Genomic DNA, 13,400 nt, shown 5'->3' with positions numbered 1-13,400 from the left:
CGCCTCTCGACCGCGCCAGCGGAGTTGCCATATGACCGGACCATGGACAGTCGCATCGAAACCTCTTCGCTCGCCGCCACCGCGGCGGACACCATCGCCATCTCCAACGTCAATCTCTCATTGGGCACGGGCGCGGCGCGCGTTCACATCCTCAAGGATATCAGCCTGCGCGTGGGCCGGAGCGAGACGATCGGCCTGATCGGCCCGTCAGGCTCGGGCAAATCCACGCTGCTGATGGTGATGGCGGGGCTGGAGCGTCCTGATAGCGGAGAGGTGGTGGTGTCCGGCACCCCTTTCAATGCCCTCGACGAGGACGCGCTGGCCCGCTTCCGCGGCCGCCAGGTCGGCATCGTCTTCCAGTCCTTCCATCTGATCCCGACCATGACGGCGCTTGAGAACGTCGCCGTGCCGCTCGAGCTAGCCGGCAATCCGGATGCCGCCAGGCGCGCGGCGCAGGAGCTGCAATCGGTCGGCCTCGGCGATCGCCTGCATCACTATCCGACGCAACTCTCCGGTGGCGAGCAGCAGCGCGTTGCGCTGGCGCGCGCGCTGGCGCCCGATCCGGCGATCCTCGTCGCCGACGAGCCGACCGGCAATCTCGATGAGGCCACCGGAAAGCAGATCATCGATCTCCTGTTCAGCAAGCATGCCGAGCGCGGCATGACCTTGGTGCTGGTGACGCACGATTCCTCGCTCGCGCATCGCTGCGATCGCGTCATCCGCCTGCGCTCCGGGCGCATCGACACGCAGTCCGCGCCCGCATGAGCACCGCTGCCGAATCGTTCGCGAGGCCTAGTGGCGTCGCGCTGTCACTGCGCTACGCGCTGCGCGAATTGCGTGGAGGCCTGCGCGGCTTCTACGTCTTCATCGCCTGCATCGCGCTCGGCGTGATGGCGATCGCCGGCGTCGGCTCGGTCTCGGCGAGCCTCTCCGACGGTCTTGCGCGCGAAGGCCGTACGCTACTCGGCGGCGACGTCTCGTTCGTGCTGTTCCAGCGCGAGGCCAAGCCGGAAGAGGTCGCGTTCCTGCGCTCGCGCGGCACCGTGTCGACCGCCGCGACCCTGCGCGGCATGGCGCGCTCGACTGATGGCAAGCTCGCGCTGGTCGAGATGAAGGCGGTCGACGACAGCTATCCGATGCTGGGCCAGCTGACACTGGCACCGCCGCTACCGATGACTGAGCTGCTCGCCGAACGTGACGGCGCGTTCGGCGCGGCCGCCGATCCGACGCTGCTGACGCGGCTCTCGCTCAAGCCCGGTGATCGCGTCACCATCGGCTCGGCGACCTTCCAGATCCGCAGCACCGTCGAGGCCGAACCCGACAAGCTCGCCGGCGGCATCGGCTTCGGCCCGCGCTTCCTGATCAGCCAGGCGGGCCTGCGCGCCACCGGCCTGATCCAGCCCGGCAGCCTGGTGCGCTGGGTCTACCGGGTGAAGCTGCCTGACGCTGCCAACAGCGAACGCGCCACCGAGACTTTCATCGCTGACGCGCGCAACGCGGCGCCGCAGGCCGGCTGGGAGATCCGCAGCCGCTCCAACGCCTCGCCGCAGCTCGAGCGCAACATCCACCGTTTCACCCAGTTCCTGACGCTGGTCGGCCTCGCCGCGCTGCTGGTCGGCGGCGTCGGCGTCGCCAATGCCGTGAAGAGCCATATCGATCGCCGGCTCGAGGTGATCGCGGCCTTCAAGGCCGTCGGTGCCACCGGCCGCGACGTGTTCGGCATCTATCTCGCGCAGGTCATCCTGCTCGCGGCGATCGGTTCGGTGATCGGCCTTGCGCTTGGCGCCGCCATGCCCTTCGCCATCGTCGGCCTGTTCGGCAAGCTGTTGCCGCTGCCGGTGGTGCCGGCCGTGCATGCCGATGAGCTCGCGCTGTCCTTCGTCTATGGCCTCCTCACCGCATTGGCCTTCGGCCTGTGGCCGCTCGGCCGCGTCCACGACGTGCCGGTGGCCGCGCTGTTCCGCGACACCATCAGCTCCGAATGGCACCGGCCGCGCCTGGGCTACCTGGTGTTCATGGGCGTCGTGATCGTCCTGCTCGTCGCCGTCGTGATCGGGCTCTCATTCGACAAGCGCATCGCCGCGGTGTTCGTGGCCTCCTCCGTCGTGGTGTTCGGCCTGCTGCGCGGCATCGCCGCCCTCTTGATGGCCATCGCACGGCACCTGCCGCGGACGCGGCTGCCGATGCTGCGGCTGGCGATCGCCAACATCCACCGGCCGGGCGCGCTGACGCCGTCCGTCGTGCTGTCACTGGGGCTCGGGCTTGCCGTGCTCGTCACCATCACCCAGATCGACGGCAATCTGCGCCGGCAGTTCCTGGCGGCGCTTCCTGAGCAGGCGCCATCGTTTTTCTTCATCGACATCCCGAGCGCGCAGGCCGAGCAGTTCGACCTCTATCTGCGGCAGATTGCCCCCGGTGCCAAGGTCGAGGATGTGCCGATGCTACGCGGCCGCATCGTCGGCGCGCGCGGGTTGCGCGCCGAGGAGCTCAAGCCCTCGACCGATTCCGAATGGGTGCTGCAAAGCGACCGGGGCCTGACCTATACCGGCGAGCTGCCGAAGGGGTCCAAGGTGGTCGAGGGCGAATGGTGGAGCGCCGACTATTCCGGCCCGCCGCTGGTCTCGATCGAAAAGAAGATCGCCGACGGACTCGGTCTCAAGCTCGGCGACGAGATCGTGGTCAACGTGCTTGGCCGTGACATCGCGGCTAGAATCGGCAATCTGCGCACCATCGACTGGCAGGGGCTCGGCATCAATTTCGTCCTCGTGTTCTCGCCGAACGCCTTCAAGGGCGCACCGCATACCCATATCGCAACGCTGACCGAAGCCGGCAGCAACGCTGCGGGCGACGGCAAGATCATCAAGCAGGTGGCCGACGCCTATCCGATGGTGACGAGCGTGCGCGTGCGCGAGGTGATGGAGACGGTCGGCTCGGTGGTGACCAACCTGGCGCTGGCGATCCGCGGCGCCAGTGTCGTGACCCTGATCTCGGCGATCCTGGTGCTCGGCGGGGCGCTCGCCGCCGGCCATCGCCACCGGGTCTATGATGCGGTGATCCTGAAGACGCTGGGCGCGACGCGGCTGCGGCTGCTCGGCGCCTATGCGCTCGAATACCTCCTGATCGGGCTCGCCACCGCAGTGTTCGGCGTGATCGCCGGCAGCATCGCGGCCTGGATGATCGTGACGCGGCTGATGACGCTGAGTTTCGTCTGGCAGGCCGGCAGCGCCGCCAGCGTGGTCGCGGCCGCGCTCGTCGTCACTGTGGGGCTCGGGCTCGCCGGCACGCTGCTCGCGTTGAACAAAAAGCCCGCGACGGTGTTGCGGAATTTGTGACAAAAGGTAGCGGATGGGCGCGCGGGAGCGGAATCGCACGATTCCTGCGATTAACCACGTCCGCCCGTCAGGATTGTGGCCGAGGGCGACATTCGGCCGCGCGTGGACGGTTGCAGCGAATGTGTTAGTTTCCCACATATCGAGTGGGTTCGGAGCCCCGATTGTGAGCCAAAATTTAGTCGGCTGGGATCGGTATCCGAGATAGAACTGACGAACCGGCGGCGTGGCGACCCTCATGCCGGACCGGACCAACCAACGGGAATTCGACCATGTCGGACCTAGACCGTAACTACGCTTCTCCTTTCGGCAGGGCCGCCGGGCGTGTTGACGCCGCGACGGTCGATGCCGGCCTGCGCGCCTATATGCTGCGCATCTACAATTACATGAGCATCGGCCTGGCCATCACGGGCCTTGCCGCGCTCGGCGTCTACATGGCCGCCGTGACGGACGTCCCGACGCCGGAAGCCGTCCGCGTCGGCAAGCTGTTCCTGACGCCATTCGGCTACGCGATGTTCGTGAGCCCCCTGAAGTGGCTGTTCATGCTGGCGCCGCTCGCGATGGTGTTCGTGATCTCGGCGGGCATCAACCGTCTGGCACCCTCGACGGCCCAGATCCTGTTCTGGGTGTTCTCGGCGCTGATGGGCATCTCGCTGTCGTCGATCTTCCTGGTGTTCACGCACACCTCGATCGTGCGGGTATTCTTCATCACCGCGGCGACCTTCGGTGCGCTCAGCCTCTACGGCTACACCACCAAGCGTGACATGACCGGAATGGGCTCGTTCCTGTTCATGGGCCTGATCGGCATCATCATCGCCAGCCTGGTGAACCTGTTCCTGGCCAGCTCGATGCTGCAGTTCATCGTGTCGGTGGTCGGCGTGCTGGTGTTCGCGGGCCTCACCGCCTGGGATACCCAGCGGCTGAAGAACGACTACATCTACGGCTACGCCTCGGCCGGCGGTGACATCGCAGAGCGTGCGGCCATCACCGGCGCGCTGTCGCTGTACCTGAACTTCATCAACCTGTTCACGCTGCTGTTGCAGCTCCTCGGCCAGCGCGACTAATGCCAGGACGAGGGAACGACATGAACCCCGGCCGAAAGGCCGGGGTTTTTGTTTGGGCCGGGCTGTACCCACAGGCACCGTCATTGCGAGGAGCTCTTGACGAAGCAAACCAGAGTGCCTCCACGGATGCATTTCTGGATTGCTTCGCTACGCTCGCAATGACGCCGGAGAAGCAGCGCAGGCCCTTCCAGCCGGCGCACGAAGCCTCTATCCTTCCCGCCATGTCCGCACCTGAAATCAGGCCCACCACCGAGGCCGACCTTCCCGCCATCACCGCCATCTATCAGCAGGCCGTCCGCGAGGGCACCGCGACGTTCGAGCTGGAGCCGCCCGACCTTGCCGAGATGACGCGCCGCTATCGCGCACTGATCGACGGCGGCTATCCCTATTTCGTCGCCATCCTCGATCGTCGCGTGGCCGGCTATGCCTATGCCGGGGCCTACCGGCCGCGGCCGGCCTATCGCTTCACGGTCGAGAATTCGATCTATCTCGACCCCTCCTTCCACCGCCGCGGTGTCGGCTCCCTGCTGCTGGAGCGGCTGATCACCGAATGCGAGGCGCGTGGCTTCCGCCAGATGATCGCCGTGATCGGCGATTCCGCCAATGCCGGCTCGATCGGCGTTCACACCAAGAGCGGCTTCAAGATGATCGGCACGCATCCCAATGTCGGGCTGAAATTCGGCCGCTGGCTGGATACGGTGATGATGCAGCGGGATCTCGGCGAGGGCGCGAGCACGGTGCCGGGGAAGTAGGGGCTCCCGTCATTCCGGGGCGCGCGCAGCGCGAACCCGGAATCCATTGAACGACACGGACGGTGGATGAATGGATTCCGGGTTCGCGACTTCGTCGCGCCCCGGAATGACGACCGAAGGTCTTCACACCACCGCCAGCTTCCGATCGATCACCAGCAGCACGCGCTCGAGCTCGTGACCGCGGCGCAGGATCAGGCCGGTCGCCGAGATCACGCTGTACATGCCCTGCTTGCGCGCAAGCCGCGGGTCCTTCTCGATCCGATAGATCGGCACTTCCGAGGCGCGGCGATAGACCGAGAACACGGCGCGGTCCTTCAGGAAGTCGATAGCGTAGTCGCGCCACTCGCCGTCGGCGACCATGCGGCCGTAGAGATTGAGAATCCGGTGCAGCTCGAGGCGGTTGAAGGTCACCCGATTCGGCTGCGTCGTCGCAGCGGCGGGGCGCGCCGCCGCGCGCTGCTCGCTCGGCTCGGCATCCTCCGACATCAGATTCATGGGAAGCGCCTCCTCATCGCACGGCATGACCCGCGTCCGCGACAACCGGAACCTCTGGCATCATGACAGTTGCATGATTGCGCCAACCGGTCCCTACCGCAAGGGGCCTTCCCGTTCGACTCATCGAATCGGGACACACGCAATGGTGGAACTTTGTCGCGGCAAACCGTCACGGGATCGTTAGCAGGAATCATAGTGTCGCCGCTTTTCCGCCTAGCGACTGCCGCCCTGCACTGCGAAAAGGCTCACGTGCGTTGGCCCGGTCCTTCGGTTCCGGATTCCTCAGCCCCCAGCCCCCCGGGGTCGACAGGATCGGGTCTGTACGCGCGACAAGGAGGGCCAACGCAAGTTGGTCCTTTTTTGTTTGTGTCGGGATGTTTCCGGCTCGCCGAGCCTTCGCTCTCCTCATGCACCGGCTCCCTCCCCTCATCCTGAGGGCCGCGCTCGCGCGGCGTCTCGAAGGATGAAAGGCCGAGCTGCATCCGCCGGGCCTGCTTGGTTCGTGACGCGCGCAAGGGCGCGCTCCTCACCATGAGGAGTTAGAGCGAGCGCGACGCTGGTGAGTCAGTGAAATCAGTGCAGCGACGTGTACGCCGCGCCCAGCATCGCACCCGGCTTCTCTCGGTTGCCATCCTGAACATAGACCACCGCGCCGTCGACGCCGTCGCGCGTGAGATTCTCGATCGGCACCGTCCAGCTTTCCGGGCGGCCGGTCCAGTCGCCGACCTTGAGCAGGTTGCGCACCACGTTGTGGTAGGTGATCTGCTGTCCGCGATTTTCGCCGCGGGTGATCGTGATCGGCACCGACTTGGCGATCGAGCAGATCCAGACCTCCCCATGCGAGACCGTGGGCTCGTTGCTCGCAGCGACGGAGACGCTGATCTGCTTGCCCGCAAGCGACATCGTCACCGGCACGCTCATCACGCCCATGCCCTTGTCGGTCTTGCCGATCGCATTCTCGATGCCGGTGCGATCGCTGCCGATGACATGGGTCGAGCCATTGACGACGACCTGCGGCGTGTAGACCTCGCGGTCGCCGCGCATGCGCGAGTAAGCACGCTGCCGCGCAGAGAAGCGCGAATCGGCCAGCGTGTCCTTCCAGCCGAGATAGTCCCAATAGTCGATCGGCATGCTCAGCGCGATGACCGAGGGATCCTTGGAGAGATCGCCGATGATCTTGTCGGCGGGCGGGCAAGACGAGCAGCCCTGCGAGGTAAACAATTCGACAACGGCGCGGGGATCAGCCTCGGCAGGGCGGATGACGGCGACGATCGCACAGATGCCGAGAGCACCCGACCAGAGGGCACTGGACCAACGTGAAATCGGATGAGAAGCCGTCATTGTTGTCATGTCGAACGCCGCACACCATTGCTCGTGAGAGGGAATTTTATCGCCTGATGGTCACCGTAATCTTACGGGGCGCAGCACATTCATCCGTCCAGGAGGAGGTTTTCCACCGGCCGGGCCCATCCGAAACGTGCCGCAAAACGCGCGAAGGCGGCCTTTTGATAGGCCGCCTTCGTTCTGGCTTCTACTCACTTCGCAGTGAGCCATCGTTCACAAATCCGCGCTTACGCCGCGAGCTTGCGCAGGACGTAATGGAGGATGCCGCCATTGCGGTAGTAATCGAGCTCGTCCAGCGTATCGATGCGGCAAAGCAGCGAAACGCGCTGCAACGAACCGTCGCCGGAGACGATCTCCGCGGTCAGCTTCTGGCGCGGCTTGAGGTCGCCGACGAGGCCGCGCAACGTGACCTTCTCGTCACCCTTCAGACCCAGCGACTGCCAGGAAGTGCCGTCCTCGAAGGTCAGCGGCAGCACGCCCATGCCGACCAGGTTCGAACGGTGGATGCGCTCGAAGCTCTGGCAGATCACGGCGCGAACGCCGAGCAGGCGCGTGCCCTTCGCGGCCCAGTCGCGCGAGGAGCCGTTGCCGTATTCAGCGCCGGCGAACACCACCAGCGGCACCTTCTCTTCCTGGTACTTCATCGCGGCGTCGTAGATCGACATCTGCTCGCCGTCCGGCCAGTGCTTGGTCAGACCGCCTTCCGGAATGTTGCCGTCGGCGCCCTTCAGCATGAAGTTCTTGATGCGGATGTTGGCGAAGGTGCCACGCATCATCACTTCGTGGTTGCCGCGGCGCGTGCCGTACTGATTGAAGTCCGCGGGGCGCACCTGGTGCTCGCTGAGATATTTGCCAGCGGGCGAGGTGAGCTTGATCGAGCCGGCCGGCGAGATGTGGTCGGTGGTGATCTTGTCGCCGAACATGGCGAGGATGCGCGCCTCGACGATGTCGGTGACCGGCTCCGGCTCCTTCTTCATGCCGTCGAAATAGGGCGGGTTCTGCACATAGGTCGAAGACATGTTCCAGCGATAGGTCTCGCTCTCGACCGTCTTGATCTTGCGCCAGTTGGTGTCGCCCTTGAACACGTCGGCATACTTCTTCTTGAAGATCGACGCGGTCACGAACTTCTTCATGAAGGCGTTGATCTCCTTCGTCGTCGGCCAGATGTCCTTCAGGTACACCGGCTTGCCGTCCTTGCCCTCGCCGAGCGGCTCCGTGGCGAGATTCTTGGTCACGCTGCCCGCGAGCGCGTGCGCGACGACCAGCGGCGGCGAGGCCAGATAGTTCGCCTGCACGTCCGGCGAGACGCGGCCTTCGAAATTGCGGTTACCTGAGAGCACGGCAGCGGCAACGATGCCGTTGTCGTTGATCGACTTCGAGATCTCTTCCGGCAGCGGACCGGAATTGCCGATGCAGGTGGTGCAGCCGAAACCGACCAGGTTGAAGCCGACCTTGTCGAGATCTTTCTGCAGACCGGAATCGGCGAGATAGCCCGCGACCACCTGGCTACCCGGGGCAAGCGAGGTCTTCACCCACGGTTTGGCCTTGAGGCCCTTCGCAGCCGCGTTGCGCGCAAGCAGGCCGGCGCCGATCAGCACGCTCGGATTCGAGGTGTTGGTGCAGGAGGTGATCGCCGCGATCACGACGTCGCCGTGACCGATCTCAAAGTCCTTGCCTTCGACGGCAAAGCGCTTCTCCGGCTCCTCGGCCTTCTTGTACTCGCTGCTGAGCGCGAGCGAGAAGCCCTCGGCCACCGACGGGAGCGCGATACGGCCTTCGGGACGCTTCGGACCGGCCATCGAGGGAACGACGTCGGCGAGGTCGAGCGTCAGGGTTTCCGTGAACACCGGATCGGCCGACTTGGCGGTGCGGAACAGGCCCTGCGCCTTGGCATAGGCCTGAACCAGCGCAACGCGCGCCGAGGCGCGGCCGGAGGTCTTGAGATAGTCGAGCGCGGCGGCGTCGACCGGGAAGAAGCCGCAGGTCGCGCCATATTCGGGCGCCATGTTGGCGATGGTCGCCTTGTCGGCGACGGAGAGATGGTCGAGGCCGGGGCCGAAGAACTCGACGAACTTGCCGACGACGCCAAGCTTGCGCAGCATCTGCGTCACGGTCAGCACGAGGTCGGTCGCGGTGACGCCTTCCTTCATCGCGCCCTTCAGCTTGAAGCCGACCACGTTCGGCAACAGCATCGACAGCGGCTGGCCGAGCATGCAGGCTTCCGCCTCGATGCCGCCGACGCCCCAGCCGAGCACGGCGAGACCATTGACCATGGTGGTGTGGGAATCGGTGCCGACCAGCGAGTCGGGATAAGCGACCTCGAAGGTGCCGGTCTTCTTGCCAACCGTCATCTTCTCCTTCTTGGTCCAGACCGTCTGGGCCAGATATTCGAGATTGACCTGGTGGCAGATGCCAGTGCCGGGCGGCACGACGGAGAAGTTCGAGAACGCCTTCTGGCCCCACTTCAGGAACTCGTAGCGCTCCTGGTTCTGCTTGTATTCCTCGGTGACGTTCTTGCCGAAGGCCTTGTTGTCGCCGAAGAAGTTCACGATCACGGAGTGGTCGATGACGAGGTCGACCGGGACCAGCGGATTGATCTTCTCAGCATCGCCGCCGAGCTTCTGCATCGCGTTGCGCATCGCGGCGAGGTCGACCACCGCGGGCACGCCGGTGAAGTCCTGCATCAGGACGCGCGCCGGGCGGAACGCGATCTCATGCTCCAGCGACTTCTTGCGCAGCCATTTCGAAACCGCGACGATGTCTTCCTTCTTGACCGAGCGGCCGTCCTCGTTGCGCAGCAGGTTCTCGAGCAGGACCTTCATCGAATAGGGAAGTTTCGAAATTCCCTTCAGACCATTCTTCTCGGCCGTGGGCAGGCTGTAATAGACATAGGTCTTGGCGCCGACCTTGAGGGTCTTTTTGCATTTGAAGCTGTCGAGCGAGGTCATGTAGGAATCCCAATTGTTAGTTATACCCGGCAGGGTATTTTAACACCGTCAGCGTATCAGGCTTGGCCGCTTGCAGGGGCAGGTTGAGTTGCTGCATCAAGTAGTTCCGGGCTTATAGAAGCTTTCTAACCGCGCCGCCACAGCCACAATCGTGCCGCGCCAATCCGCGAGCCAAAAATTCCCATGCGCTACCCCAAGTTTTCCTGAGGCCTGGCTTTGAGCGGGTTGAAACGAGGCGAGATGCGGCTTTCAGGTCACGGACTCAGATGCGTGCGCGGTGGCCGCGAGGTGTTCGCCGGCCTCGATTTCGCGGCCGCCTCCGGCGAAGCCCTGGCGGTGATGGGTCGCAACGGATCGGGCAAGACCTCGCTGCTGCGGCTGATCGCCGGCCTGCTCATTCCGGCCGGCGGGACGATCGCGCTGGATGGGGGCGACGGCGAGCTGACGCTGCCGGAGCAATGCCACTATCTCGGCCATCGCGATGCCCTGAAGCCGGCGCTGAGCGTGGCAGAAAACCTGGCGTTTTGGGCTGATTTCCTCGGCGGCGAGCGCTGCGATGCCGCCGAGAGCCTCACCAAAGTCGGCCTCGACCACGCCACCCACCTGCCCGCCGCCTTCCTCTCCGCCGGCCAGCGCCGCCGGTTGTCACTGGCCCGGCTGCTGACCCTGCGCCGCCCGGTCTGGCTGCTGGACGAGCCGACCACGGCGCTGGACATGGCCGGCCAGGACATGTTCGGCGGCCTAATGCGCGAGCACCTTTCGCGCGGCGGCATGATCATCGCAGCGACCCACGCGCCATTGGGGATCGATTCGCGGGAGCTCAGGATCGGGGGAATGGCGTGAGGCGGCTTCACCCTCAGTTTTTCGAGCGGCAAAGCTTCGCTCTCTCACCCGGAACGCAGCCGTCGCCGCGGGCTCCCTTGCCTCTCCCGCTTGCGGGAGAGGCCGGCGCGGAGCGCCGGGTGAGGGTTCTCTCCTCTGGGGGAATCTTCGTTGTCGAGACACCCTCTCCCCAGCCCTCCCCCGCAAGCGGGGGAGGGAGCGCACCGCCTTTGGGGCCCGAGGGGAGCCCTCCATGACCGCCTTGTCGGCCCTCATCCGCCGGGACATCCGGATCGCGCTCCGCGTCGGCGGCGGGGCGCTGATCGGCGTGCTGTTCTTCCTGACCGTGGTGGTGCTGATGCCGTTCGCGGTGGGGCCGGATCTGGCGCTGCTGTCGCGGCTCGGCCCGGCCATTCTCTGGCTCGGTGCGCTGCTGGCAAGCCTGCTCACGCTGGACCGGCTGTTCATGGCCGACCACGAGGACGGCTCGCTCGACCTGATCACGATGAGCCGGACGCCGCTGGAACTCGCCTGTGCCGCCAAGGCGCTGGCGCATTGGCTGGCGGCCGGCCTGCCGCTGATTGTCGCAACCCCCGTGCTCGGCCTCTTGCTCAACCTCGACATGGTCGCAACCGGCGCGGTGGCGCTGACGTTGCTGGCAGGAACCCCGGCGCTCACCTTCACCGGCATGATCGGCGCGGCACTGGCGGTGACCCTGCATCGGGGCGGACTGCTGATGGCCGTGCTGGTGCTGCCGCTGTCGATTCCGGTGCTGATTTTCGGGGTTGCGGCCTCGCAGGCCGTGATCGTCGGTCCGATGACGTTCGGTACACCGTTCTCGATCCTCTGCGCGCTGTCGCTGGTCAGCCTCGTGATCGGCCCGTTCGCGGCGGCCGCGAGCCTGCGACATGGACTCGACTGAGATGGACTCGACTGAGATGGGCTCGATTGAGATGGGCCCGCCTGACCTTGACCCGCATCAACTTTCGCGACGTGCTTTCGTGCTGATTGCCTGAGCGCTCCCGGATGATTATCAGAATACCATGACGCTGATCGACCTCGCCAATCCCACGCGGTTCCTCGCGCTGACAGCGCGCCTGCTGCCGTGGCTCGCGGCTGCGACCGTCATCCTGCTCACCATCGGCCTGTACCAGTCAGCGCTTGCGCCCGACGACTATCAGCAGGGCGCGACGGTGAAGATCATGTTCATCCACGTGCCCAATGCCTGGCTCTCGATGTTCGTGTGGGGCGTGATGAGCATCGCCTCATTGGGCACGCTGGTGTGGCGGCATCCGCTCGCCGACGTCGCCGCGAAAGCGGCTGCTCCCATCGGCGCTGCCTTCACTTTCCTCGCGTTGCTCACGGGCTCGCTGTGGGGCCGGCCGATGTGGGGCACCTATTGGGAGTGGGACGCGCGGCTGACTTCGGTGCTGATCCTGTTCCTGATGTATCTCGGCCTGATGGCGCTGTGGCGCGCGGTCGACGATCCCTCGCGCGCGGCACGCGCCGCGGCGGTGCTGACGCTGGTTGGCGCCATCAACCTGCCCATCATCAAGTTCTCCGTCGACTGGTGGAACACGCTGCACCAGCCGGCTTCGGTGATGCGCATGGGCGGCTCGACGCTCGACAAGTCGTTCCTGATCCCGCTGCTGGTGATGGCGATCGCCTTCACCCTGCTGTTCGTCACGCTGCACTTGGCTGCGATGCGCAACGAGATCCTGCGCCGCCGTGTCCGCTCCCTGCAAATGATGCAGGCGAGCCGCGTCGCGTTCTCGAGCGAACTGGGCGCCGGTTCGCGTGAAGAAAACGCGTCAAAAGAAGCTGGAGCTGCGTGATGATGGCGCTCGGCCCTTACGCGTCGTTCATCGTGACGTCCTATGTCGCAGCGGCCCTCGTGGTCGTGATCCTGATCGGCTGGGTCGTGCTCGACTATCGCAACCAGACGCAGCGCCTGCGCGAGCTCGATCGCAGCGGCGTGACCCGCCGCTCGGGCCGCAGCGCGACGGATCGATCATGAGCAATCAATCGAGCCCGGCGACGCCGCAGCGCCGCACCTTCCTGATGGCCCTGCCGCTGATCGCCTTCCTCGGCCTTGCGCTGTTGTTCTGGTTTCGACTCGGCAGCGGCGATCCCTCGCGGATTCCGTCCGCACTGATCGGGCGATCTGCGCCGCAAACGCTGCTGCCGCCGCTCGAGGGATTGCAGGCTGACAATGCGCCGGTGCCGGGGCTCGATCCTGCCGCGTTCAAGGGCAAGGTCAGCCTCGTCAACGTCTGGGCGTCCTGGTGCGTGCCGTGCCATGACGAGGCGCCGCTCCTGACCGAGCTCGCCAAGGACAAGCGCTTCCAGCTCGTCGGCATCAACTACAAGGACGCGGCCGATAACGCCCGGCGCTTCCTCGGACGCTACGGCAATCCATTCGGCCGCGTCGGCGTCGACGCCAACGGCCGCGCCTCGATCGAATGGGGCGTCTATGGCGTGCCCGAGACCTTCGTCGTCGGGCGCGAGGGTACCATCATCTACAAGCTGGTCGGACCGGTCACGCCGCAAAACCTCAAGTCGGTGCTGATGCCGGAGCTGGAGAAGGCGCTGAAAGCGGGATCTTAGCCAAGCCCGTCATTGCGAATCAAAGACCCGGCGCCCCAC

At 65.4% G+C, this 13,400-nt stretch carries 12 protein-coding genes; 9 read left to right on the top strand and 3 right to left on the bottom strand.

Translation table 11 applies throughout. The features are described 5' to 3' along the window. Positions 1-42 precede the first annotated feature (42 nt). The 4 genes from ACNJX8_RS01825 to ACNJX8_RS01810 all read left to right on the top strand — a co-directional run bounded on the left by ACNJX8_RS01825 (position 43) and on the right by ACNJX8_RS01810 (position 5,145). A complete protein-coding gene (locus ACNJX8_RS01825) occupies positions 43-765 on the top strand; it encodes an ABC transporter ATP-binding protein (RefSeq protein ID WP_128930650.1) in 723 nt (240 codons plus the stop codon). After that, complete coding sequence (locus ACNJX8_RS01820; protein WP_439359366.1) at positions 762-3,332, top strand: ABC transporter permease; 2,571 nt, start codon at positions 762-764, stop codon at positions 3,330-3,332. Before ACNJX8_RS01825 ends, ACNJX8_RS01820 begins: the two co-directional genes overlap by 4 nt. Positions 3,333-3,601: 269 nt before the next feature. Continuing rightward, entirely contained in the window at positions 3,602-4,393 is a 792-nt protein-coding gene (locus tag ACNJX8_RS01815) for a Bax inhibitor-1/YccA family protein (RefSeq protein ID WP_128930648.1), read from the top strand. A 221-nt stretch (positions 4,394-4,614) separates the two neighbouring features. Beyond that, positions 4,615-5,145, top strand: coding sequence for a GNAT family N-acetyltransferase (locus tag ACNJX8_RS01810; protein WP_128930647.1), 531 nt, complete (start codon positions 4,615-4,617; stop codon positions 5,143-5,145). Between the two features lie 123 nt (positions 5,146-5,268). On the opposite strand, the gene ACNJX8_RS01805 is transcribed toward ACNJX8_RS01810, so the two are convergent. The 3 genes from ACNJX8_RS01805 to acnA all read right to left on the bottom strand — a co-directional run bounded on the left by ACNJX8_RS01805 (position 5,269) and on the right by acnA (position 9,932). After that, positions 5,269-5,640, bottom strand: a complete 372-nt coding sequence (locus ACNJX8_RS01805) for a DUF2794 domain-containing protein (RefSeq protein ID WP_128930646.1) — start codon at positions 5,638-5,640, stop codon at positions 5,269-5,271. A 573-nt stretch (positions 5,641-6,213) separates the two neighbouring features. Then, positions 6,214-6,990 carry a DUF1223 domain-containing protein gene (locus ACNJX8_RS01800; RefSeq protein WP_128930645.1) on the bottom strand — a complete coding sequence of 259 codons (777 nt, stop codon included), beginning with the start codon at positions 6,988-6,990 and terminating at the stop codon, positions 6,214-6,216. A gap of 221 nt (positions 6,991-7,211) precedes the next feature. Then, positions 7,212-9,932, bottom strand: a complete 2,721-nt coding sequence (acnA, locus tag ACNJX8_RS01795; protein ID WP_128942438.1) for an aconitate hydratase AcnA — start codon at positions 9,930-9,932, stop codon at positions 7,212-7,214. Positions 9,933-10,172: 240 nt separating this feature from the next. Here acnA and ccmA point away from each other — a divergent pair, with 240 nt between their 5' ends. From ccmA to ACNJX8_RS01770, 5 genes are all read left to right on the top strand, one after another. Beyond that, complete coding sequence (ccmA, locus tag ACNJX8_RS01790; protein ID WP_439362052.1) at positions 10,173-10,775, top strand: heme ABC exporter ATP-binding protein CcmA; 603 nt, start codon at positions 10,173-10,175, stop codon at positions 10,773-10,775. Between the two features lie 232 nt (positions 10,776-11,007). After that, positions 11,008-11,676, top strand: coding sequence for a heme exporter protein CcmB (gene ccmB, locus ACNJX8_RS01785; protein WP_439359365.1), 669 nt, complete (start codon positions 11,008-11,010; stop codon positions 11,674-11,676). 121 nt (positions 11,677-11,797) lie between these two features. Continuing rightward, positions 11,798-12,589: a heme ABC transporter permease gene (locus tag ACNJX8_RS01780; protein ID WP_128942436.1), complete on the top strand. Its 792-nt coding sequence runs from the start codon at positions 11,798-11,800 to the stop codon at positions 12,587-12,589. Further along, on the top strand, positions 12,586-12,771 hold the full coding sequence (ccmD, locus tag ACNJX8_RS01775) for a heme exporter protein CcmD (RefSeq protein WP_128947762.1): 186 nt from the start codon (positions 12,586-12,588) through the stop codon (positions 12,769-12,771). The genes ACNJX8_RS01780 and ccmD overlap by 4 nt, the downstream gene beginning before the upstream one ends. Continuing rightward, complete coding sequence (locus ACNJX8_RS01770) at positions 12,768-13,361, top strand: DsbE family thiol:disulfide interchange protein (RefSeq protein ID WP_439359364.1); 594 nt, start codon at positions 12,768-12,770, stop codon at positions 13,359-13,361. The genes ccmD and ACNJX8_RS01770 overlap by 4 nt, the downstream gene beginning before the upstream one ends. The last annotated feature ends 39 nt before the right edge of the window (positions 13,362-13,400 follow it).

The sequence above is a fragment of the Bradyrhizobium sp. SPXBL-04 genome (assembly GCF_051853035.1).
Lineage (GTDB): Bacteria > Pseudomonadota > Alphaproteobacteria > Rhizobiales > Xanthobacteraceae > Bradyrhizobium > Bradyrhizobium zhanjiangense.
Note: the sequence above shows the minus strand (reverse complement) of the source record. Positions and strands in the feature narration are given on the sequence as shown.